Here is a 24,651-nt window from a genome sequence, read left to right as displayed (position 1 = left end):
TTGACTGGGAGAATTAATAATGGACGAAATTCAACAGGAAAAAGTAGAAAAACTGGTCAACTACATCATGAAATGGTCATTGTGGCAGTTTAATTCTCGTGAATGGGATAGGGAGAAACAGAACGAAGAAATACTTAAAAAAACCATGCAATTGCTTTGTGAGGAGCCAGTGGAAAATGAAACTCCTGAAGACAGGTACTACTGGAGCGAAGCCATGATACTCTCAAGTGATTTTAAAACCAACTTCGAATGGATTTCACAGATGAACAAAACAGAGATAAAAAAACTTATGGAAGACCTTAAAAATCGTATTGATTATTTAACAATAACTGGATCTTTAAATGCAGAACTAAAAGTTGAACGTTACTAAGAAGGAGGTATTATCATTTCTTGCGAATTGAAAAAAAAGGAAAGATCCGGTACCATCAATCCAATATTCACATGCCAACCAGCAGGTGCGCAGTACGTTAGTATTGGTGTGGAAAATTGTATTGGAATTGTACACGGAGGACAAGGTTGTGTAATGTTTGTGCGTCTGCTCTTTGCACAGCATTTTAAAGAAAATTTCTTACTAGCATCTTCTTCCCTTCACGAAGACACAGCAGTACTCGGAGCAACTCACCGTATTGAGGAAGCAGTAGACGTACTCTTGATGAGATATCCAGAAGTCAAGGTGGTACCCATCATCTCAACCTGTTCAACAGAAATAATAGGGGACGATGTTGAGGGAGTAATCAGAAAACTGGAAAATGGTCTTTTAAAAGAGAAGTACGCAGACCGTGAAGTTCACCTAATATCCATAAGCACTCCAAGTTTCAAGGGCAGTATGGTCAGCGGTTACGATATAGCTGTTAGAGATTTCGTTAGGAAATTTGCAACAAAAAATGAACCCAACGAAAAAATTAATCTCATAACAGGTTGGGTTAATCCAGGGGACGTGACAGCACTTAAACATCTTCTAAAGGAGATGGATGTGGATGCAAATGTTTTGTTCGAAACAGAATCCTTTGACTCACCCCTCATGCCCAAGGGTGATGCAGTGTCCTATGGAGGAACAACCATCAAGGATCTTGAATCCACTGGAGATGCCATTGGAACCATAGTACTAAACCGGTACGAAGGTAAGCTTGCTGCAGACTTTCTGGAGACAGAATTTGAAATTCCATCAATCATTGGCCCGACACCCATAGGCATACGTAACACCGACGCATTCCTAAACAACTTGAAGAAAATGACTGGAAAACCAATACCAGAATCACTTGTTAGGGAAAGGGGTGTGGCCATAGATGCACTAACAGATCTTGTTCACATGTTCTTTGCAGACAAGAAAGTTGCAATCTTCGGAAACCCCGATCTTGTCATAGGATTGGCAGAATTTTGCATAGATCTAGAAATGAAACCAGTTTTACTCTTACTTGGAGATGATAATGTAAACTACTCAAGGGATCCTAGAATAAAAGAATTTGAGGAAAAGGTAGAGTTTGAAATGGAGATCATTGAAAATGCAGATCTATGGGATCTTGAGAAACGCATCAAGAATGGAGATATTGAGCTTGATCTAATAATAGGACATTCCAAGGGACGTTTCATTGCAATAGATAATGACATACCCATGCTTCGTGTGGGATTCCCAGTCTACGATCGTGCAGGTTACTACAGACATCCAATAGTAGGATATGCCGGTGCAACCTGGTTAGCCGAAGAAATGGCAAATGTTCTTTTCACAGATATGGAGTACAAAAAGAACAAAGAATGGATTCTAAATGTATGGTAAAGAACCATATCTGCTCTAGAGTAGATCCAGACATTTCAAGAAACAACCGTAGGATTTAACTGATAAAACCAGCCAACATGCCTGCTATAGGATCGTACTGTACGATCCTGGTTTTTTTTAAAATTTTTTTCATGATTTGATAATATTTATCTGAAGTAAATAAAAAAACCAAAATAATACAGAATATATTTGTTAAAGTTTACACGAGGTTAAATAAACTATGAGACTCCACTATCTACAACATGTGCCCTTTGAAAATCCTGGAAGCATACTCAGATGGGCAAACCTGAACAGCGTTGAAGTAACTAAAACCCTTATGTTTCAGGATGAAGATCTTCCTGAACACGATGATTATGACTGGTTGGTGGTTATGGGAGGACCCATGAACATCTACGACCATGAAAATTATCCGTGGCTCGTAAAGGAAAAATCATTCATAAAAACTGCCATAGATTCTAGTAAACTCGTTATAGGTCTTTGTTTAGGTGGGCAGTTAATAACTGATGTGATAGGTGGTGAAGTGACTAAAAATTCCCATCTTGAAATCGGATGGTTCCCATTACATCTCAAAACAAATGCAAAATCATCCCCATTTTTCTCATTTTTACCAGATCAGCCTACAGTTTTCCACTGGCACGGAGACACATTCAATAAGTTACCTGAAAATGCTGAACTCATAGCAAAAAGTGATGCATGTGAAAATCAGGCCTTCGTATACAATGACAGGGTATTTGGATTCCAATTTCACCTGGAAACAACTGAACAAATTATCGATGATCTCGTTGTGAACTGTGCCGATGAAATGGTACCAGGCCCATATGTACAGTCAAAAAATGAACTCCTAAACAATGAAAACATAAAACAAACCAATGAATGGATGGATACATTCCTAAACAAATTATTTGATCGAGAAAATAGGTGTGATGATATATGAATAAGATCAGGTACGTTCAAAGGAAATGCAGTGACAAAGAAAAAATTAACGATTTTTTAACATCTTCCAGGGTAGGGGTGCTTGGGATGAATGATGAAAACTCACCCTACGCAGTTCCATTAAACTACGTCTGGTACCATGATTCAATTTTCTTTCATGGGGCAGGATCCGGTAGAAAAGAACTGATACTTTCTAAGGAACCCAAGGTATGTTTCACAGTTTTTGAGGAATTTGGGACAGTGTTGGATCCCATGCCCTGCCATGCAGACACATCATACATGAGTGTTATGCTTTTTGGACAGATTCAAAGGGTAATGGATTTTGAAGAGTCTGCAAACATATTGGACCAACTGGTTGAAAAGTACACTCCAGGTTACTACAAGAAGGGATTGTCTGCAAAGATGATGGAGAAGTACCTTTCAGATCTGGATGGAAATCCTACATCAGTCTACAGATTAAAACCAACTGATATAACTGCCAAGGAAAATGTTGTGGAGGAAGATGAACTTTTCAAATCTGGTGATCGTATATGAGTTCCAATTTTGAGTCATGTTGGTATAATTCTACAAACTACTGTTGCAGCAAAACTTTATATTCTAGAAAAACCAATATTAAAGTAACAAATATTAACTAAAATTAATTGGTCAAGATTACTAAGTTTACAGAATTATACAACAGCTAAATGATAATAAGGAGAGATAAAATATGTTAGAACACACCTACAAATACCAAAATTATTTAAGAAACAATTCACCATGTTTTGGTCTATTTTATACGGCGTTTGTAGTTGCCCTGGAACAACAAATTGAAATATTAGACAAATCCATGGGATACACAGCTCCAATAACCTCAAATATAAATGAAATGGCTCCAATGAGTTATTAAGATTTTTTTATATCCTTTTTTTTAATTTTCAAAGCCATTCATTCTAGATATATTTCTACTGTAAAACTATGATGCACTAAATCTCGGATTTAAATCTTGAAAACTTATTCTACAGTATAATCTCATTGTCCCTTTTAATTTTCTCTATTGAACATTGAACTACTTAGCCAAGATGAACAGAATGATAATGATTTACAAAAACTTCGATCCAATAATTAACCCAATTAGCAGCTTGTTTTTAATTTGATTATTTCTATTACATGGAGATCATTAATTACATATAATTAAACGCATATAATGACACTGCATACTAAAAAAATGAGATGATAAAATGATAATCGAAATAATAATCGTACTCATATTAATTGTAATTGTTGTGGCAGTAATATTGCTCTACAACGGCTTAGTAAACCTCAGAAACAGGGTAAAAAATGCATGGTCACAGATTGACGTGCAGTTGAAACGAAGAACAGATCTTATTCCTAACCTTGTTGAAACTGTTAAGGGATATGCTTCCCATGAAAAGGGAGTGTTTGAAAACGTTACCAAGGCTAGATCCAGCCTTATGAATGCAAGCGGAGTTCAAGAAAGTGCCGAAGCAAACAATCAATTAACAGGCGCATTAAAAAGCTTGTTTGCTGTTGCAGAAAACTATCCAGATCTTAAGGCCAGTCAGAACTTCAGAGAACTGCAGGCACAGTTAACAGAAACTGAAGATAAGATCGCTTACTCCAGACAGTTTTACAACGACACAGTCCTCAGGTACAACAATAAGGTTCAGATGTTCCCAAGTAACATTTTAGCATCACTTTTCAAATTCAACGAAGCAGAATTTTTCGAAATGGCTGAAAGCGAAAGAGCTGTTCCCGAAGTTAAATTTTAGGTGATGGAATGGATAAAAAAATTTGTCTTTCTATAATTCTTTTTTTTTCACTGTCCATATTGGCTGGCAGCGGAGCAGCCTTTGCTGCGAGTGATAACAGCTACACCATTCCACTCATAAATCAAGATATCTACCTTCAAAACGATGGATCAATCCACGTTGTGGAGAAGATCCACTACACATTCGATGGAACATTCCACGGAATTAACAGGTACATACCACTAAACGGTTCTCAACAGCTGACAAATGTTAATGTAACCACAGATGGTGCCTACAACAGTTTTCAAATTCTGGATGTGAATTCCACCAAGGACATTAAGGTTTATTTATATTCTGATGCAGCCAAAACACAACCAATCAATGGAGGGAATGTAACTGTTACAATTTCCTACGATCTCTTTAATGTCATGAAGTTTTACAACGATATTGCAGAGCTTCACTACATGCTGGTGCCTAATAAGTGGCAAGTTGACATTGGTCAGGTTGTGGCAAACATACACACAAGTTCCAGTCAGGGAATTCAATACTGGTTAAATCCTCCCTACTACAATAAGAGTGCAGCTTGGCAGGGCAACACTTTGACTGTCACGAGTGATACAATTCCCGCTGGCCAGTACTACGAGATAAGGATGGCTATTCCAAGGGATCAGTTTGCTGCCACCCCTTCACATGGACTCATCATCAATCAAAATGGATTAGCTCAGATACAGCAGCTACAAAATGACTACCAGAATTCTTTGAATTTCAGAACCAATCTATACTATTTCCTGTCTGTTCTCATGTTCCTGGCACTCTTTGTACCTCTGTTGATATACTTCAGATATGGTAGGGAACCCAAGATTGATTATCAGGCAGAGTATGAACGGGACATTCCAACAGATGATCCTCCTGCAATGGTGAATGCCATATGCGGACCTGGATTTTCCAAGAAGATCGGAGAACCAGATATGGATGGTTTCAAGGCAACCATAATGGACCTCATAAACAGAAAGTATCTGATAATGGAAAACGAACCTCTGGAAGAAAAATCTTTGGATAAGGAAGGATACGGTCTTGTAGGTTCGATGTATTTGAGGTACAACGTTCAGAAAGATTCATCTGAGTTGAAAAGTTTTGAAAAGAATGTTATCAACTTTTTAACGGAGTACGAGGATGATGATGGTTTGATATCGTTGGATGCTATTTCAGATAATTTGAGTGTTCGCGAATCTGCCAGATCCTTTAGAAACACCTACCTCGATTGGAAGGATAACCTTCGAAACACGTTATTGAATAACAACGAACTGGACAAATTCTTCAACAAGAAGGGAGATTCATATTTGAAAATCTTTGGTGTTTTAGCACTTATCGTTGCAGTCATAGTGTTCTTCTTCAGTATTATGGACGATATACCTGCAGCAAACCTATCATTGTTGTTGTCAATTGTTTTAGGGGTTGTAGCAATAATCAGCTTACTTCTACCCCAGAAGGTTGGGGGTCAGTGGACAACCTACGGTGAAGAGTACGATGCAAAGTGGCATAACTTCAAGAAGTATATCCAAGACTTCAGTTTGATGAAAGAGTACCCTCCAGAATCAATAGTGATATGGAACAAGTACCTTGTATATGCAACTGCTCTTGGTGCTGCTGATGCAGTTAGAAAAGCCATGGAACTTAACGTACCAAAGGATGACCTAAACGGAAGCGATCTTTACATGTTCCATTACTATGGAGGATACCTGCTTCTGGACTCGGCATTTGATACTGGAATGACCACAGCAACGGCATCTTCATCAAACGGTGGAGATTTCGGAGGAGTTGGTGACATTGGAGGAGGATTTGGTGGTGGAGGCGGAGGTGACGCCTTCTAAAACCAATTTCCATATTTTTATTCTTTTTTTTAATAGTAAGGTTTTTTTGAAATAATGTACAAATCTATTACTAGGTTCTCCATTAGTATATTGGGGGAGGGTTTGTGAGTGGAAGATCTATATTTTGATGTTTACAGCGATATGGTAGAGTACGTGCTTGATAAATTTCAAGTAGAAGTGCCGAACTACAAGATAATGTTCTTGACTGACAGGGAATTTGATGTTTTTAACTACGAATGTGATATTGTTCGAAGCTTCTACTACGTAATAACACAGGAGAAACAGTTTGGATTTAACAAGTACAAGAACATGTACTTGGACATGGTAACCAAGGAGTACGGTGAATTTTTTTATCAGAGTGAAGAAGATATTTTGGCATCGTTGATACATGTAAACAAGGTGTACAACACATTGGAACCAGTTCATAATGCACTACAAATTTTAACTGAAAATGATGCCACAAACAAGGATGTTTCATTTTTACACAACTTGATCACCACCAACATAGATCAGGACTACTTGATCCTTCTGAGGAAAACACGCCATGAAAATCTGTCCAATGGGCTGATCGATGATAACAACATATTTTTTGATGTGGTACACGAAGCACTTCATATTATTGAGCACGAAAATCAACATTCAAAATGGAAGTTCTGGACTAAAAAACGTATGAATTCCGATGAAATGGACAGCATCACCAAGGAAATTTTTAGTGAATGGAACATACAACTTTAAAAATAAATAATGAAGTGGTATTTTTAGTTTTAGATGAGCGGTACAGGGAACTTGAAAAATTTCATGGCTGCTTTAATCATTTTAAATTCCGTTAAGGCAGAAACGATTGTTGGAGCAGTGTCTCGTTCAACTTCCATTGTTATGGTGCTTATATTATATTTAAATGCTTCAGCTCTCACCATGCCCGTTTCTAGTGGTTGGACTCTGCTAACACAACCTGATGTTGAAGTGATGTATTTGGCCCACTTAACTTCCTGGGAATTGGAGGTGCCTGTGTTAACATTTAAAAGCCCCTTAGATGTTACTTCTCCTCCGGAGTGCACATCCAGGAGGTAATTTATACTGTTTTTGTGTGCAAATTGTATTATGTTCCAACCTGGAGAACCAGCTACGTTGGCAATCCTGTTTGGGTCGTGGCCATGGTAAAATCTGGTATTTTTTGCTGTGTCAAGGGGAATATCGAATGGTATAACATAGAGGGTACCTTTGATGGATTTATCCTTGATGTACTCCAAATATTTCATTATGGCTATGTTTGCTTCGGTTTCATTTCCATGAATACCAGCAGATATCAATACCTTTGGCCCATTTCCATTTCCAAATTTAAGCATCACAGATCCAGATTTTTCCAAGTTGAAAATAGTCTTGGCAAAACTGGTCTTTGGAATGTACTTGTTTATCTCAGGATTTTTCAGAACATCTCCTCCTACATTTTTGTCGAAGATTATGTAAGTTGGACCCACGACTTTTAAGAGGGATGAGTAACCTTTGTTGTTACTTTTGTTGGATTCAGCAATGCTGTTGCTTGCATCTGCAGATGCCATTAGTAAATAAGAGCCCAGTGGCATGTTGGTTGGAATGTAAAGCAGGGTATTTTGGGTGTTGGATGAACCAGTTTTAAGACCATTGATGTACCTTTTTCCAATCAGGTAGCTGTTTGATGTTGGATTGGTTTTGAGGTAGTAGTTTACCCAAAAACCTCCAGCTGAACCATTGCCAGAGTTGGTGATGGTGTTGTTAACAGCTATGTTACAACCCCTCACTAGTGAACCATGCACAACCACGTTTGTAACTTTTAAGTCCGCTTTTAATGTTTTATTGTTAGAATAAGAGTTAATTTCTGTTGCAGAAACTTCACCTGCCACAATGAACGGAGTTACCATCAAAATTAACGCCATAATTACAGTTTTTTTCATAATATTTTCACCAAAGTATGCTACCCAAAAAAAATAAATTTCACAAAAATCCCCAGTATTTTACAATTGGTTTGTATTTTTTAAGTTTATAATGGGAGTTTTAAGATGTAAGATTTGGTTTTAGTTTGATCAAACTACTCTTAAAATTAATGGGAAAAACTATATATGCTAGTAAATACAATATATTAATAGATAAAATTGGGTTGTTGTTCTTTTTCTTCGCAATATATTCAATTTTTAATGAATTTTTTAATTGATTCATGATAAAATTGAGGTTGAGTTATTTATTTCATTAATTTGGATTTGAGTTGAATATTATTTAATATTGTATCTTTTAGTTTAAAAAATTAATCCAAAATAATTTACTCTTACCCACTTAAAAAAAAAATTTGGCCAATGATAAATGAAGGGATTAAAGTCTTCGTTTATTTTATGGAAAAGGAGGAATAGCTAATATGTTTAGAGATCCTTTAGTTAAGGAAATTTTAATGGATATCACCAACGATGGGGAAAGCAGTGTACCTATTATTGAATGTATAATCAATGGAAAAACATTCGATGAGGAAATTGCTGAGGAAACTGATATTCGTTTGAACACAGTTCGAAAAATACTTTACAAACTCCATGATGCTGGTGTGGCAAATTATAAGCGAAGTAGGGATCCTGAAACCAACTGGTACATTTACAGCTGGAAGTTTGAAGAGGACAAGATATCAGAGATCATATCCAAGAAATTTGAAAAGTACTCTGAGGACATCGAAAAGTCATTGGAATACGAAGAAGGAAATATGTTCTTCATATGCAAGGCCAATGGTCACAGATACTTGTTTGAGGAAGCTTCAGAAAACAATTTTGTATGTCCTGAATGTCAAAACACCCTGGAATATCAGGATAACTCCACAATCATACAAGAGCTTAAACATATGCTAAAAACCAACCAAAAATCCTAGGATTTTAGGTGTTAATCAATGAATGGAGGATCTATTATGATCCATCATTCTTTTTCATTGTTAAATAACAGCTTTCTTATTGAATAAGTTGAAATCCTTTTTTTAAATTCATTATTAGTACTTAAAATTCATTTTGAACATCAGATTTATATCCTATACTAACTTTTTCAGTGATGGGGTGTTCCATATTTTTTGCTTCAAGAGTATTAAGAATTAAATTGATGAGATTAGTTTTTTAATAAAAAATCAAGTTTAGATCAACAGTTTTTTTGTTGGTACTTTTGATACAATTCTAAATAAGGATACTAATTTGTTGCTTACTTTAAAACATAATACACTTGTTCCCATCAAATTTTTCACTTTAAACGGATATTCATATTTTTCAGCCTTATTGAGTTTATAGAGTTTACTATTCATCTTTTTTGTTAAACAATGGTTAAATATTTCTTTTTTTGGTTTAAAGAACGATTTTAAGGTTTTACGGCATGGGCTCATAATACAACTTTACTGAATACGAATTATTAAGTTTTATTTTTTTAAATTAGTTTTATTATGGAATTATTTGGGCAAAATAAGATTTATTAAGGCTTTTTAATCATATGATTAGACTAACTCCTTAGAATCCTCTATTTGGTTAATAAGCAGTTAATTATTGTTTTTTTTATAATTTTAAATCGTAATGTTTATATATTATTTTGAAGTTACAATGAGTTAGATCATATAATCTCTAATATTCTTTGATTTTATGACCGGAGGCGGTATAATTAATAGAAAATCGATATCCATTTTGTTACTGCTTTTGACAATTGCTATCCCATTAAATGTGGATGCAATTTCAGCTGCAGCAACAAGTCAAACCAATACAGATCAGAAAACCAGTCCATCTGTGACAAACAACTACATCCAAAACACCACTACTAAAACTAGTAACACAACTACCACTAACAAGAGTCAGGTTTCAACAACAAAAAACACTACAACAAAAAATTACGCAGCAGCAGGCACGGTGAAAACTGTTTCATCTACGAAAACAACTTCACTGAGTTTTAAAAACATAGTGGCTGCTTCTACCAGTGTAAAAAATTTCATCAACACCAACAAACGATTGCCAAGCTACGTTACAATTTCTGGTGTGAAAATTACCATGCCGCAGATGCTTTACTACCTTTCACAAGCAATAGTAAAGATTAATAGCGGTACTAAAACTAGTTCTACATTAATAACTGTTAAAGCTCCTACAGTAAACAACACTGAAACAGTGAAAGCAGGAAATTTAACCAAAAATCAATATTTGTCCGAGGCATCTTCTGTCTACAACTATATATTGAAAAATAGAATGGCTCCTTCCACAATAAGTAGTTCACTTGGAAAGATCCGTTACGAATCTGCTATTTTCTCGTTTTCTAAGGTTGTCAGTTTCTACGGTACCAACACTAGATTACCAAAATTCGTGGCTATTGTGCCATTGGCTAAGTCTACAGTAAAACCTAGCACAGGCACCAGTACAAATGGTTCTTCAAGTGGTTACGTGGAAAATGTAGTTCCAACAAGTCTGAAAAGCTATTTGCTACCTACAGCCAATTGCCAGTCAGATAATTCCCAGATAAAAACTTTGGCAGCTTCCATAACCAAGGGACTAAACACCCCGATGCAGAGGGCAACTGCCATATACAATTGGGTAAGGGATCATATATCCTACTCTTTCTACTACAACACCCAGAAGGGTGCTCTTGGTACACTAAGTGCAAGAACAGCAAACTGTGTTGACACAGCACATCTAGTTGTTGCACTCGAAAGAGCTGCAGGATTTGCTGCTCAGTACGAACATGTGACTGCTCAGTTCTCTAGTGGAACCTGGTATGGACATGTGATTGCATTGGTATATGTGAATGGTGTATGGTACAAAGCAGATGGAACAAGTTACAGGAACTCTTTTGGAGTAGTAAATAACTGGAACACCAACACAGCTACTGTACATGGTAAATACAGGGAACTTCCATTTTAATTAAATGGATTCCAACTTCAATTTTTTTTATTTTTAATTTATTATTTTCTGAAAACTGTAACTAAGACGAAGGTTATGGATGAATAATAATATGCATATTATTATTACTAGTTTAACGTAGGATCTAATCATTTCTAGTCTGCCAAAATCGAACTTTTTTTATTCAAGATTTCAACATCACTTAATAAGTTATGAGATTATCATTTATTCACTTATTAATTTATGAAGTTAGGATGTTATGAATTTATTAACTTATGATCTTAGTAAGTTAAGTTGTTTTTAAGTTATGATCTAAGGATATAAACCCGGAATGTCTGCTGGAGTAGCATGCATTTGATAAATTAGAAATTTTTCTAATATTTCCAATATAGCTAAGTCTAAAACCTAAAATTCTTTGGTTTAAACAGGACAGATAACTTAGAAAACTAATGCTTCAATTGTACTAATTGAGAAATATTAATGGGTTCTTCTGTTTAATTGATGATGAGATCGTTAATCAACATTACGATGGAGCAGATGTAGATGGAGGTGTCCAATTATGTATGGATCTTAAAATTTGAATCTTAAAAAAAAAATTAGAATTTTTGATTTGAGTGAAAATTTTTAGTATGGGGTTCACTCGTTACAACTGAAACCTAGTGAGATAACTTAATAGAACTTATTTGTATGTTGTTGGTTCTGTTGGATTCCTTGATTTTTATTTGTGGATCAATGTAGGATACAATTTTGTAGTCACTACTGTAGGATTTTTTCAATGTAAACTGAATGTTGTGGGATACGCTCTTACCTGAACTTAAACCATCAAAATATTTATGGCCCACGTAGGTACCCAACCCTGTTTGTCCATTCTTTTTAAGGTAATAATTAACATAAAAACTGTCTGTTTTAGTGTTCCCTCTGTTCTTAACTGTGTTTGAAACTAGTAATTTTTTGTTTAGTATGGTTGCATTCAAGTTGGAACTCAGGAGGTCTTTGAATGGATGGGTGATCTGTGTTTTATAGCTACTTTTTTTGTAATTGTTGTTTTCATTGGATTCAGCATTGGTTTCATCAGAATCTACGTAAGCAGCTATGTAGTAGTTACCTGATGATATTTTTGAAGGTAGTGTCACGGTTTTTTTCACGTACCTAATCGAGTTTCCAGCTAGACTGGAGACGAATGACTTACCCAGGTAAACGAGTTTGTTGTTTGGGTCGTGTTTCAAGTAGAAACTCACATAAAAACCGCTTGAGGATGCGTTTGCAATATTTTTTATCACGGCTGTGGTGCTGAAGGTGTGGCCAATTAATCCAACTTTAGGATTGATCACGTTGGTAACAGTTAAATCTGGTTGAAATGGATTTTTTGATCGATCACTGTTGTACCAAGCTTCTGCAGCAGCATCGTTGTATTTTGTGGTTTTATTGGCTTTGGGAAAGGTTCCTAACCAGTTTCCAATGAATGCGGAATAACCATGGTTGTTTCTCCAAATAGTGGTGTTTTTATAAACCGTACTTTTGGTTATTGGATCGTAGTTTAATTTATTGGCTTCTTTAAAGTTTTTAGCCCCATTTATAAGGTCTTTAACAAAATCTGCCCCTATCCATGATGTTGCATAGTAATTTGCACCAGTTCCTGTGAACATTCTTGCAAAGTTGTAAACAGTTGCTGTGGGGTTTGCAACTTCTTTGTTATCAACCCAACCCGTTGAAAAACAGGATTGAAGTATCAAAACCGGTATGTTATTTTTGATTGGAGCACTGAACAGTTTGCCATTCCAACCTTCCCTCATTTTATTTCCAATTCCCCAGATAAAATCGTTTGAACCCACGAGGGCAAATGGTGCACTTGCACTTCCACCATTTGAATCGTAGTTTTCTGATTTGTAACCACCATGACCTGCATATATGATGGCATCTGCACCGTACATTCCCTTCAGAATATTTTTGGTGGTAGCATTATTTCTGTAAACTTCATAAACTTGATATCCTTTAGATTTAAGAAGACTCGCAACGCTTTTAGTTTCAGAGTAAGCATCTGGAATATCACTGTGAGAATCTCCGATGATGAGTATGTGTGCCGATGAAAAGGGCACAAAACAAAGGACAAACGAAAGTGATAACATTGTGATGAGGGCACTTTTAAGCCAGTTTTTAGAATTCAAAATATTACATCCGTTGGTTTTATGATACTTCAAGTATTGGTAATGTATTCAAACTGTTTTCACATTTATTTAAGGATCAACACTGGGTCTGTGATTGTAGTCACTAGAAATATGGTGTAACATAACACCAACTTTGAGCCCACTTAAATTGCATTTTCATGTTTTTCAACGATTCATTTCAATATTAGACTTTGAATCTTGAACATTAGTTCTAGAAAATGTTGTTTCGATTTTTAAAAAAATGGAATAGGATGAATTTTATAGTTTCAATCCATAGGCTGCTATGATCTCTTTGAATGTTGCTATTGGGATCTGTTTAGTTCCGAAGCTTACGTAGTTTGGAAGTCTGTTATTTTTGGATTGAAATGCATGAACTCTGTTTATACCATCTTTCATTTGGGCGATTGTGAGTGGACTCACTGTGAAACTGCTGGAATAACTGTTTAAAGTTTTTCCAGAGGATGAAACTACAGTTCCACTTGCTACTGTAAAGATGTATTTAACACCGGTTGAAAGCAGTGGATGTGATATGGTTAGGGTGTTTCCTGAGACAGATGTTGTGATGGGTACAGATGTTCCTGTGCTGGTTTGTAATTTGATGTTACTGTTGGCTAATTTCACTGATTCAGTGTATTTTACAGTTATCTGCTTGTTGGCTGCAACATAAACAGCACCATTTGAAGGGTTTACAGATGAAACAGCAAAAATTTGTTGGACCTTATTCACATGAGCAGCCCATAAAACCATTTTAGCAAGTAAACTTGAGTTGGTTGGTTGTAATTCTGGATGAGGCCCGCTTAAAACAGTCCTCCCACTACCATAATAATCTCCAACTATGGCTTTTTGTCCCTTGTAACCTGTTTTGTTGTCTGCGTAGTATGCAAATGTGACTGTGTTACCTCCACGAGTGTACATTGCAGGGCCGTTGTAGTGTGCAAGTGTTAGGGTTTTGCTTGGTCCAAGCAATGAACTTATGGCGGTGCTTGTTTTTACAAGAAGGTTTCCTTCATGACTGATATGGTTACAGTACACATGGGGTGCCAGTCCCCAACCATAATAAAGGCCCTTAACATACTTGGATCCTGAATAGGCACCTGCACAGATACCAACATATCCATGGCCGCTTGAAACAAATTTTTTTATGGCATTACCATCCACATTTTTAATGTAGTTCAAACCACTGGTACCTCCAGGCATAACAAGCACGTTGTAACCTGACAAGGTTTTTGAACTGATGGTACGTGTTGTTCCACAGCTGAACTTGTAACCAGGCACAAGATTCTTGTTGTTGGAGTAGTGTAATCCATTTATAACCCCTGAAACACAGCTATTAATGGCTCCTGTTCCACTGTATATCAAAACCCTAATGGTTTTGACTTTGGTTGTTGAAACAGTTGTTTTACTTGTTGAAACAGTTGTTTTACTTGTTGAAGTAGTTGTTTTACTTGTTGAAACTGTATGCGAAATATTATTGGATGAAAGTGTGTTAATGCTTGAACTGTTAGAATTCAAATTTACATTTGCTGCTGAAGCACTCAAAACACTCAAACTTACTGTCAATCCCAATATTAACAGTAAACTGAATAAATATTTTTTAATAAATAACTCCCTCCATTTGATGCAATGAAAATGCTTAAACTCATATTCGGTCCAATGTGCATTGACCTATAATAGTTTTAATAATTTTAATTTAAGTTGAAAATCTTAAAAAAATACTGATCTTAGTTTATCTTTTCCAGTTTTTTTAAAGGTTTTGATTACAAATAGATGAAATAAAACCAGTAATTGTGTTACAATGTTTAATATTTGTAACACTAATCAAAAAAAATACTTTAAACTTACTAATTAAATACTAATATTAATTCAGGGATGTTTATTGGGATTGTGTTTAGGTTTCTATGGAGATGTTCAAGTGACTATGTTGGGAATGACAAAAAGACAATTTTTAAAACGGACTAAGGAATGTTTAGATGCTCAGGGTATTCACGTGCTTAACATAAGTGAGCTCATTGATTTGGAACGATCTGGTAAAATCAATGAAAAAGAATCTTATGAAAGAATAATGGCGATTATGAAGGATATTGAATCAATATTTGCAGGGTACGAGAGATTAAACCCTCCTTCGGACTGTTATGATACCAAGTCCAAAATTCTTACCTCTATCATTCTTCTACAAGAAGCAGCAGCAGCATTTTATGAATATATCTTAACAATCATAAAATACCAGTCCAAGGACAGTTCCAAACTTGAAAAAGCATATTTACTTTTAAATAAGTTTAGAGAAGCTTTTAAACCATTGAACAACTCAATTAACCCTCTTTTATAAAAGCTGAAGTATGATTCATGTTAGTAGGTCAGCATTTCTGTGGGATGTGCTAAGATTTGCCTGAACAAAAACCCTAATACTTTATATGAATTAAATAATAATTATTAATATATTAATTCATAATTCGAGGTTGTTATGAATAAGTAGTTGGATTTCAAAGATATGGGAATAATATTTGGATAAATTAATTGCAATTGTTAGGGGTTAAAAATATGTATAATAAATTGGGTATGGTTATAATAACTTTAATTTTTGCTTTTGTCTTGTGTGGAGCTGCTTCAGCAGCCACATTAAAGACCAATCATACAGTACCTACTAAAACATGTACAGTGGGTAGTTCTGCCTACGATCAGGATTATGCTGCCATAGATGGATCAAGAGTTGTTTGGCAGCAAACTGATTCATCGGGTCATTCATCAATTTACTACAAAAATGTTGTAACAGGTTACACTGGAAAGGTTTTTAATTCAAACTACAACCAGTTCTCACCTGCAATTTCTGGAACCTGTGTAGTGTGGTCTCAAAATAAGACAAAGGGAATTTTTTCAATTTACTATAAAAATATGGCCACAGGATACTGTACAGGAGTAATGAATTCCACATTCAGTCAGTACGCCCCATCAATATCTGGTAAAACTGTGGTGTGGGTTCAAAATGACACTTCAGGAAATTTTTCGGTATACTACAAAAACTTTTCAACAGGTAAATATGGAAAGGTTTCAAAGAATTCTCAAGTAGTATCAAGACCTTCCATTAGCGGATCAAGAGTTGTTTGGAGTCAAGTAGTCGCATCATCAACACATGCAGTTGTTTATGAAAAGAATTTTTCAACTGGATTCTATGGACAATTATCATCATCTACCCAGGACCAACTAAATCCAGTTATAAGTGGTTCAAGGGTTGTTTGGGTGCAAATATCAGGCAACGTTGGTGTAATTTACATGAAAAACCTTTCTTCAGGCACGATCAGCAAGGTTAACCCTTCATCAAATCTTCAATACAATGTTGCAGTGAGTGATCAAAGAATTATATGGACCCAAATTCAGGGACAAAGTTCAGTGATATACCTTAAAAATTTAGCAACAGGATACTTGGCACCTGTAGTTCCAGTTACTCAGAATCCAGTGGATAATGCAGCAATTTCAGGGGTTAGAATTGTCTGGACAGAGTACAAATCAGATGGTCACACAGTTCTCTACATGAAAAATCTTTCAACAGGTTACAAGGGTAGGGTTGCTTAAAACATACTGGATTAAACCCTATTTTTTTAATCCTTTTATTTTGTTTTTTTAATCAATTAAGGAATTTAAAGGATCTATTTAAGAATAAGTCATACTATTTCTCTAAAAACAGGTTTCAATAGTTAATATCATTTAAGAACAAATGATTCACTTTAACTTATCGAGTATATATGATTCCTCTAAATTTTTTTCTAAAAAATTTGAAATGATGTTTTCTACAATTTTATAATTTCATTACCACTTATTGGGATCTTTAACTCCTATTTTTAGGAAAATTAATTTAAATAAAACTAAATTTTTAGGAAAAATAGGAACTGTGAAAAATTAAATTTTCAGTTCCATTACCTAATTTTAAGGTTTTAAGTTGGTTTAATTTTTCCATCTAACACATATATGCTTCTATCCGCCTGTTTAGCTACATATGGTTCGTGTGTAACCATTATTAGGGTTACATTCTCTTTTTTATGAATGTCTAGGAGAAGTTTCAGTATCACTTCTTGTGTTTCAGAATCAAGAGCTCCTGTAGGTTCGTCTGCCAAAATTATTGATGGATGGTTGACGAGTGCCCTTGCAATTGCAACACGCTGTCTTTCTCCACCAGATAATTTTGTTGGTTTTTGATCTACTTTATTTTCCAGGTTAACTGACTTTAAAAGTTTTAAAGCCCTTTCTTCCATCTTCTTATCATCGATGTCTGTTCCTAGGAGGGGTATTTGTACATTTTCAAGGACAGTTAAATTTGGAATCAGGTTGTGCAGCTGGAACACAAATCCAATTTCATTCGATCTGAAGTTGCTCAGATCACTGTTATCCATAAGATTTACTCCTGCTACACTGATTTGACCTTCATTTGCCTTGTCAAGTCCACCTATCATATTTAGCAACGTTGATTTTCCAGATCCAGAGGGGCCTATGATGGATACTGATTCCCCCCTTTCAATTTCGAGATCAACATTGTTTAAAGCGATGATTGAACCGTCTTCATATTCTTTTTTCAGATTTTTTATTTTGATTATGGTGTTATCATTCATAACGCAACGCCTCTGTAGGTGATAATCTGCTTGCTCTGTATGCTGGATAAATACCTCCAAGGATTCCAAGTAGTAAAGCTACTCCTATTCCCTTTAAGAAGAGGAATATTGAAAATGCCGGCATTATTCCCCTTAAAATATTGGTTGTGCTCAGAAGTTCTACTATTCCAACTCCAATTACCAGACCGACAAAAATAGCTATAAATGACAGTACAATGGATTCTCCCATTATCATGGCAATTATCCTTTTTTGTGTCCATCCCACAGCTCTTAAAACTCCAATTTCTCTGGTTCTTTCAGCAACAGCTTTGAGCATGGTTATAATTACAATTATTCCACCCACCAGCATTGCAAGTAGTGATACTGCCCAGGAACCTGAATTTATCACATCTAGACCATTGTTCATCCTATCCATTCCTGATAGTGATGTTGAGGTTGTTAACTCGTTGGGGTAGTTATTTTGGATTTTGGTTGCAAGACTCGTTGCATCTGTGCCGTTATTTGCCTTTACAATGATGAGCGATACTTCTCCAGTTTTATTGGTTAAACTTTGGAGGCTGTCTAATGACATCACAATTCCCCTATCATCCATGAAGTTACCTGTTTCGTAGATACCTGTGATTTTAAAGGTATTGTTTGATATGCTGATGTTGTCACCCACAGTTTTGTTCATTTCCTGTGCTGCTGTTTTACCTATTATGACTTCGTTGTTGTTTGAGTAAACTGTGCCGTTGGTTACAACGATATCGTCCATGCTTATTGAACTGCTGTCAATTCCTATGATGGAAGTCATTGATCTGAAATTTGATGGTCCGGACGTTGAATTTGTAGTTGTGTTGGTGCTGTTGCTTAGATCCACCGATGTTCTAAGCACTCCCACAGCACTTCCTACACCCGTTATCTTACTTATCTCAGTCACCTTGGTTTGGTTAATGACTTGATCACCACCCATACCACCGGGAGGTCCCCCTCCATTATTTGGTCCGGTTGCAGCAATAACTGAAAAATCACCCGCACCTGCTGTTAAAGCATTTTCTGTAGATTTAGAAAGGTTGTCAGTGACCATTCCAAGCCCCACTACTGCAGCAACTCCAATGGCAATGCCAATAATGGCCAACAAACTCCTTGACTTGTTTCTAAATATGTTTTTTAAGATTAGATTCCTAAATTTCATAATTTTTGTTTAATAACTGTATTTATGTAATTATACCAACATTCTACACAAGATTCTTCCTAGTTACACCCAAATTATTCCCAAATTTGGTTCGCTAATGTGTTGAAATTTTCATGAGAATACAAGGTGATAATCAGTTGGTTAAAAAAATAGGGGTGCATATTTTGGTAGAAAAAAAATCTTTTTAATAAATTATTCGAAAAAAAGGAGTTGGATGTGTCTACAGCTTAAAAGTTTTTATGTAGGCAGTTGAAAGTCCGTTTCCAGTGTCGTCTTTGATGCTGTTGGAGTGAACTATCAATTTGTAAGTCACTCCCTTTTTAAGTGCAGTTTTTGGAGCTAGGTAAATGTGGGTACTGTCCCTACGGGTTTTGAAGCTTATTAGTTGGTTAGGTTTTGAAACTTGTTTGAGTTCGATCCAGGTGCTGTTGTAATTATAGATTGCTTTGTTTAAATACAGCTCTATTAGGTTATAGTTTTGTGAGCTTCGCTGTGTTATGGTGTTTAAATTTAAAACCTTTAAAACAGGTTCTATTATTAATGTACTCTTTAGGGTTTGATTGTCTGTTGTGGATGTTAAGGTGGCTTTTCCCAATTTTGTTGCACTGTAAATTGCAACTACCTCTCCATTTGCAGATTCTGTTTTTACGTAGTTTCCTTCAAACTTGCCAAGGTTGGTTACAAAAAAGTTTATTGTACCGTTTGGGATGTAACCAAGTTTTTTATCGAATGATTTAAGGGTTCTACCATCGTATAAATTGTTAAAGCTGGTTTTAACAGTTAATTTGGAACCTAGAATTGTTCGCTGTGTTTTTGTTGTGATTGTCATGTAGATCCAGTTTGGATATTTCACCTTTCCTGAAACAAGTTGGGTGAAGGTTGGGTGGTTTGAACCCCACCAATTCTGGCCTGCATTTACAGTTACCATGGAGTTTCCATTTTTAATTCCAACAGGACAAATTATTCTGTTGAAGTTAACATCAATATCTGGAAGGGTCGTAACTTGAATGGAACCCACAATAATGTGTTTCGATGCACTCACAGTTTTAACAGCGCTAGAAGCTGCTGAATTGCTGTTTTCAAGCAGTACTCCACATGAATCTGGAATGTTGCTTGTGATAAAGTTTGATACTACTGTACAGTTATCAGAATTTTTAAAAAATATTCCTGTGGGTGCATTTATAAGAGTATTCTGGTAGAATGTGTTACATTCAGAGTTCAATGAGTAGATGTTGTTGTTAACGCTATTTGAGATTGTGTTGTTGAATAAGGAATTGTTGAATGAAAGTTCCAGTTGAACACCATTTAAACAGCTTGAAATATTGTTGTAACCTACCAAGTTTTTCAGATCTTCTGTTCCAAAACAATTGAACAGACTTATTCCATCTTCACCCATTTTTGATATGGTGTTGTTCATTACAGAATTATTTAATGATGAAATCAATCTCACACCTGTAAACAAGGTAGCCACAACATTATTTTTTATCAGGTTGTTGTCAGATTCCACCAGCTGAATTCCACAACCAGTTGTTCCGGGTCCTGTTATTTTGTTTCCCAGCACTTGGTTAGAATTTGAATTTTGAAGTTCCATACCACTCATGGTACTGAGGGTTTTCATGTAGTTGTATGAAATCACGTTGTTTTCTGAATTAAGTGTGTGAATTAAGTTTACAGCCGTCGGATTGTTTATTGCTGTTTTTAAATTGTTGTGCTCTATAATTGATTTGGAACAGTTGTCAAGCACAATGTAGTCTGATCCACGGCCGTTTGTGATGTTGTTGTTGGAGATTTGGATGTAAGATGATCTGCTTATGAAAATTGATTGAAGCAACTGGCTGAAACTGTTCCCCTTAATTATAATATTTTTGGAGTTTGTAATGTCTACTCCGTCCATTCCATCCTTGAAACTGCTGTACGATACTGTGTTGTTTTGGGAATTTTGGATTTTTATGGAAATTCCTGGTACGTCAATGAAGTTGTTTTCTGACAAGGTACATCCGTTGGCAAAATTTAATAAAATAGCGTTACTTACTAGGGGGTCATCTGAAACGAAATTAAACCCTTTGATAACTGTTCCACTTCCATTTTTGGAAATTGTGAATATTGGAAGGTCAGGGTTCTTTGCAGTTATGTTGGTGTTGGTAAATGCCACTATACTGATTTTTTTGTTGATATTAACATTTTCTATGTAGTTTCCTGCTCCAACAATTATTGTGTCCCCTTTTATGGTATTTTCAGAGTTTACTGCATCATCAATCGATTTGAACCTTTCTTTGGTACGATTGTTGGTTGGGTCAAAATAATTAGAGCTGGACACTTTAACCATTCCATTATGATGACCTGTTAAGTTGGTGGTGTTGGCTGCGCTTGAATTACCAATGTTGAACATCACCACCACCATGAAAATTATTCCCAATAAAATCAGGTATTGACTCTTGAACCCCATGAGTCTTCTTTTCATTTGCAACCCCCAGTTTTTAAATGGACTTATCGTTGTAATCACATACATTAATACTAAAATGATTTTTTTGTGAAAGGGAGTGAGAATGGTCTACAATCATTTGAAAACAAAAAGTTAATTTGAAAATAAGAGTTTATTAAAAAAAAATTAAAAACTTAGAAGATGGAAATTATATTCCTCCAGCTCCTCCTAAGTTACGACCTGTTTGTGCATCTATATCAATTTCACCTGCTGTTTGTCCATTGTAAATTACAGGCACAATATAAACCATTGTTCCGTCTTGATTAACGAGTTTTGGTGTGCCGGCATATGCACCAGTCTGATTGATGTATTCACTTGCTTTTTTCTGAGCTTCTGATGAAGATATCATGTTATCTACACTCTGGTTGTTGTTGGTACTTGTATTTCCAACATCAACATTTTTTGCTGTATCTGAACTCGTTGAGTTGTTTGTGGAATTCTTGGAATTTGCAGTGCTATTTAAGGCCATTGCCACCCCTATAATTGCCACCACAACCACCAAAGTCACAGCTATTGCTTTTTTCATAGAAATTTCATCTCCTGTTTACATTAAAATGGCAGTGTTTGGTATATGCCATGTAATGTGTAGGTAGCTGTGTTCCAATTTTTAACAACTCCCAATGAGTTTTTGTAGCTTGTACCGTCTGCATTGAGCCATTTACCATTCACATATAACTGGGCCCATACATGTCCGTACCATGTACCACTTGAAAATTTGCAGGTTCCATGTAAGTATCTGGCTTGAATTCCTGCAGCTCTTGCCAAGGCCACCATAAGGTTTGCAGTATCACAGCAGTTTCCAATTCTATTTTTCAATGTTCCAGATGCTCCATACTTACTGTTGTAATAAAATGAGTAGCTAATATGGTCTCTGACCCAGTTGAATATATTAACTGCAGTTTGGTACTGGGATGATGAACCTTTTTTGAGAGATGCTGCCAATGCAGATACTGAACTGGTATCTATCTTGTTGCCTGAGCCGCTTGTGTTGATCTTGAGTCCCGCTGTTGAAACGTTCTTTTGGAATGTTGTTATTGATATGTTTCTGGTTCCGAATGATAGGTAGTTGGGTAATCTGCCGTTTTTCTTGTAAAATGCTTCGGCTCTAGAGATTCCATCTTTGATCTGTGCAATTGTCAATCCATTTATCTTTGTAGTTGTTGTTGTGTTGATTTTAAGTCCCTGTGTTGCTATGTTTTTTTGGAATGTTGTTATTGATATGTTTCTGGTTCCGAATGATAGGTAGTTGGGTAATCTGCCGTTTTTCTTGTAAAATGCTTCGGCTCTAGAGATTCCATCTTTCATCTGTGTTAATGTTAATCCATTAACTTTCACAGGTTCTCCTGCCGCCATGGTACTGTTTATTTTAGATTTGTTTGTTGAGTTAACTGTAACCTTAGAAATGGGGGTTGTTGATTTAGAAGTGTCAGTTAATGTTATATTGGATACTGTGTTGTTGTTTCCAACTTTATAAACTGAACTGCTCCCATTTGTTTGATTTACAGATGCTGCAGTTGTAGTATTTACATTTACTACCAAAACTAAAGCAAATAGTAATAGGGCAGAATACAATATTTTTCGCTTAATTATACCGCCTCCGTGTTCAAAATCCTCAAAAAAAATAATATCAGAGGTTTTGAATACAGGGTTTAGTTATAAATTTAAGGTATATAAACTTTGTTATTGTGTAATGATAAAAAAACCCGGTTAGAGGTCTGTTTTTAATTTAATCCCTTATTTAACGGTTTTGTAAACAGGATTAGCAGAATAGTCAGATACATACTATTTTTTACAAAAGCTTATTCCTTGAAACTTATTTTTAAAAAATAGTCGTTAACGCCAGTTGTTTATGGGGAACATTCCACTCTTGAATTTCTCAAAACTCAATAAATATTACTTATCAATTAAAAAATCGTTATTGGTCTTTGTGATGGGAATAAGAACATATTAAACTGATTTTTATGGAACTTAATCACTAAATAAAACAAATTAAATTAAAATAGCGCTGATTACAGGGGGTAGATGAGATATGGATAATCAAATTGCTGGGCTAAGTATATTGTCGGTAATGAATAACTGACTGTAGTATTTGAGCTTAATTTTTCTAATTAAACAGAACAATCATCATGGTCGTAGGTACGTATCAACTGAAATGAAGGAACGTCATCAGATATGAAGATAGCTAGATCTAAAATCTGAGTCAAGGACTCCTTAGTATCAATGTTTATAAAATCCTTTAAAACAGAATAATCATTGGAATTGATTAAAATAGCATTAGGAAAACGTGCCTTAGAATGAAACATTTTTCTTCTATCTTTGATTGAATCTAAAAGTTTTTTGCCTGCAGTTTTTTTATTTTCCATATTTCGTCTCCTTGATGTATACTATGAATAATTGTTGTTCTTCAATTTTTTTTATTTTCCATATTTTCAAAGGATATTTTGGTCTAGTTGATCAGTTTTCAGATTTTTTTCGTTTTACAAAAATTATTTTCTAAAAAAACGTTCAAAAATCCCATTACTATATATGCTCTAAAAACCAAAGTAAATACGTCTATAATTGGCTATCAAGTCTTTATGGACTAAAATTTGGAAGTGATAATTTTGTTTGGAAATAGCTACGGAAATGATAGAGGAAATGACGCCCCAATTAAAGAAGGCGGAGAATACGATGTTAAAATTGAAGATACTGGAAGAGATGGCGATGGAATCGCTCGTATCGAAGGATTTGTAGTATTTGTTGCAGGTGCTAAAGTCGGCGACGAAGTTAAAGTTCGTGTTAACTCAGTAAGAAGAAACTTTGGATTTGCTGATATCGTAGAATAATACTAAAAATTCAAATTGAAGCTTGTTTTTTAGATAAGAATGATGAATTTAATAAAATTTAATCATTTTCACTAATAAAGCTTTACTTTGACTTTTTAATCAATATTTTTTTAAAATTTTACTTTTAGTTGATTCATAGTTCACTATTTTTATAATTACATATCTTACTACCATCTACATTTGTTTCTATTGGATCATTCTTATTTCTAATTGCGG

Annotated in this window: 23 protein-coding genes; 14 read left to right on the top strand and 9 right to left on the bottom strand. The window is 35.3% G+C overall.

What is annotated here, in order from left to right:
• Positions 1–19 precede the first annotated feature (19 nt).
• The 8 genes from anfG to METBO_RS08945 all read left to right on the top strand — a co-directional run bounded on the left by anfG (position 20) and on the right by METBO_RS08945 (position 7,061).
• Complete coding sequence (gene anfG / locus METBO_RS08980) at positions 20–370, top strand: Fe-only nitrogenase subunit delta (RefSeq protein WP_013645390.1); 351 nt, start codon at positions 20–22, stop codon at positions 368–370.
• Positions 371–397: 27 nt separating this feature from the next.
• The gene (anfK, locus tag METBO_RS08975) at positions 398–1,774 is read left to right on the top strand and encodes a Fe-only nitrogenase subunit beta (RefSeq protein WP_013645389.1); all 1,377 of its coding nucleotides are present in this window, start codon (positions 398–400) and stop codon (positions 1,772–1,774) included.
• Positions 1,775–1,994: 220 nt separating this feature from the next.
• Complete coding sequence (locus METBO_RS08970; protein WP_013645388.1) at positions 1,995–2,708, top strand: type 1 glutamine amidotransferase; 714 nt, start codon at positions 1,995–1,997, stop codon at positions 2,706–2,708.
• Positions 2,705–3,241 carry a pyridoxamine 5'-phosphate oxidase family protein gene (locus METBO_RS08965; protein WP_013645387.1) on the top strand — a complete coding sequence of 179 codons (537 nt, stop codon included), beginning with the start codon at positions 2,705–2,707 and terminating at the stop codon, positions 3,239–3,241. The genes METBO_RS08970 and METBO_RS08965 overlap by 4 nt, the downstream gene beginning before the upstream one ends.
• A gap of 172 nt (positions 3,242–3,413) precedes the next feature.
• Positions 3,414–3,593, top strand: a complete 180-nt coding sequence (locus tag METBO_RS08960; protein ID WP_013645386.1) for a hypothetical protein — start codon at positions 3,414–3,416, stop codon at positions 3,591–3,593.
• Positions 3,594–3,924: 331 nt separating this feature from the next.
• Positions 3,925–4,476 carry a LemA family protein gene (locus METBO_RS08955; RefSeq protein WP_013645385.1) on the top strand — a complete coding sequence of 184 codons (552 nt, stop codon included), beginning with the start codon at positions 3,925–3,927 and terminating at the stop codon, positions 4,474–4,476.
• 8 nt (positions 4,477–4,484) lie between these two features.
• Complete coding sequence (locus tag METBO_RS08950; protein WP_013645384.1) at positions 4,485–6,326, top strand: DUF2207 domain-containing protein; 1,842 nt, start codon at positions 4,485–4,487, stop codon at positions 6,324–6,326.
• Positions 6,327–6,434: 108 nt separating this feature from the next.
• Positions 6,435–7,061 (top strand): hypothetical protein, encoded by a 627-nt coding sequence (locus METBO_RS08945; protein WP_013645383.1) that lies wholly within the window; start codon positions 6,435–6,437, stop codon positions 7,059–7,061.
• Between the two features lie 29 nt (positions 7,062–7,090).
• Here the strand turns inward: METBO_RS08945 and METBO_RS13115 are convergent, their stop codons facing one another.
• Positions 7,091–8,257, bottom strand: coding sequence for a CARDB domain-containing protein (locus METBO_RS13115; protein ID WP_013645382.1), 1,167 nt, complete (start codon positions 8,255–8,257; stop codon positions 7,091–7,093).
• Positions 8,258–8,712: 455 nt separating this feature from the next.
• Between METBO_RS13115 and tfe the strand changes: the two genes are divergently transcribed.
• Positions 8,713–9,207, top strand: a complete 495-nt coding sequence (gene tfe / locus METBO_RS08935; RefSeq protein WP_013645381.1) for a transcription factor E — start codon at positions 8,713–8,715, stop codon at positions 9,205–9,207.
• A gap of 787 nt (positions 9,208–9,994) precedes the next feature.
• Entirely contained in the window at positions 9,995–11,212 is a 1,218-nt protein-coding gene (locus METBO_RS13110; RefSeq protein ID WP_052296794.1) for a transglutaminase domain-containing protein, read from the top strand.
• Positions 11,213–11,847: 635 nt separating this feature from the next.
• On the opposite strand, the gene METBO_RS13105 is transcribed toward METBO_RS13110, so the two are convergent.
• Positions 11,848–13,356, bottom strand: a complete 1,509-nt coding sequence (locus METBO_RS13105) for a CARDB domain-containing protein (protein WP_013645378.1) — start codon at positions 13,354–13,356, stop codon at positions 11,848–11,850.
• A gap of 258 nt (positions 13,357–13,614) precedes the next feature.
• The gene (locus METBO_RS13100; RefSeq protein ID WP_052296793.1) at positions 13,615–14,715 is read right to left on the bottom strand and encodes a BPL-N domain-containing protein; all 1,101 of its coding nucleotides are present in this window, start codon (positions 14,713–14,715) and stop codon (positions 13,615–13,617) included.
• Positions 14,716–14,722: 7 nt separating this feature from the next.
• Between METBO_RS13100 and METBO_RS13680 the strand changes: the two genes are divergently transcribed.
• From METBO_RS13680 to METBO_RS08910, 3 genes are all read left to right on the top strand, one after another.
• Positions 14,723–14,983 (top strand): hypothetical protein, encoded by a 261-nt coding sequence (locus METBO_RS13680; RefSeq protein WP_158304906.1) that lies wholly within the window; start codon positions 14,723–14,725, stop codon positions 14,981–14,983.
• Positions 14,984–15,268: 285 nt separating this feature from the next.
• Complete coding sequence (locus tag METBO_RS08915; RefSeq protein WP_144017555.1) at positions 15,269–15,682, top strand: hypothetical protein; 414 nt, start codon at positions 15,269–15,271, stop codon at positions 15,680–15,682.
• 212 nt (positions 15,683–15,894) lie between these two features.
• Positions 15,895–16,923: a TolB family protein gene (locus METBO_RS08910; RefSeq protein ID WP_013645375.1), complete on the top strand. Its 1,029-nt coding sequence runs from the start codon at positions 15,895–15,897 to the stop codon at positions 16,921–16,923.
• A gap of 359 nt (positions 16,924–17,282) precedes the next feature.
• Here the strand turns inward: METBO_RS08910 and METBO_RS08905 are convergent, their stop codons facing one another.
• From METBO_RS08905 to METBO_RS08880, 6 genes are all read right to left on the bottom strand, one after another.
• A complete protein-coding gene (locus tag METBO_RS08905; RefSeq protein WP_013645374.1) occupies positions 17,283–17,954 on the bottom strand; it encodes an ABC transporter ATP-binding protein in 672 nt (223 codons plus the stop codon).
• Positions 17,947–19,071 carry an ABC transporter permease gene (locus tag METBO_RS08900; protein ID WP_265101208.1) on the bottom strand — a complete coding sequence of 375 codons (1,125 nt, stop codon included), beginning with the start codon at positions 19,069–19,071 and terminating at the stop codon, positions 17,947–17,949. Before METBO_RS08900 ends, METBO_RS08905 begins: the two co-directional genes overlap by 8 nt.
• A gap of 277 nt (positions 19,072–19,348) precedes the next feature.
• On the bottom strand, positions 19,349–21,589 hold the full coding sequence (locus METBO_RS08895; RefSeq protein WP_013645372.1) for a NosD domain-containing protein: 2,241 nt from the start codon (positions 21,587–21,589) through the stop codon (positions 19,349–19,351).
• 169 nt (positions 21,590–21,758) lie between these two features.
• Positions 21,759–22,136 (bottom strand): PepSY domain-containing protein, encoded by a 378-nt coding sequence (locus METBO_RS13090; RefSeq protein WP_013645371.1) that lies wholly within the window; start codon positions 22,134–22,136, stop codon positions 21,759–21,761.
• A 23-nt stretch (positions 22,137–22,159) separates the two neighbouring features.
• On the bottom strand, positions 22,160–23,149 hold the full coding sequence (locus METBO_RS13085) for a transglutaminase domain-containing protein (protein WP_013645370.1): 990 nt from the start codon (positions 23,147–23,149) through the stop codon (positions 22,160–22,162).
• Between the two features lie 569 nt (positions 23,150–23,718).
• Positions 23,719–23,973 (bottom strand): hypothetical protein, encoded by a 255-nt coding sequence (locus tag METBO_RS08880; RefSeq protein ID WP_013645369.1) that lies wholly within the window; start codon positions 23,971–23,973, stop codon positions 23,719–23,721.
• Positions 23,974–24,213: 240 nt separating this feature from the next.
• Here METBO_RS08880 and METBO_RS08875 point away from each other — a divergent pair, with 240 nt between their 5' ends.
• Positions 24,214–24,435, top strand: coding sequence for a TRAM domain-containing protein (locus METBO_RS08875; protein WP_048186430.1), 222 nt, complete (start codon positions 24,214–24,216; stop codon positions 24,433–24,435).
• Positions 24,436–24,651: the final 216 nt, after the last annotated feature.

Origin of the sequence: Methanobacterium lacus, from assembly GCF_000191585.1 — an archaeon.
Taxonomy (GTDB): domain Archaea; phylum Methanobacteriota; class Methanobacteria; order Methanobacteriales; family Methanobacteriaceae; genus Methanobacterium_B; species Methanobacterium_B lacus.
The sequence above is the reverse complement of the archived record's forward strand: the minus strand, read 5'-3'. Positions and strand labels throughout refer to the sequence as shown.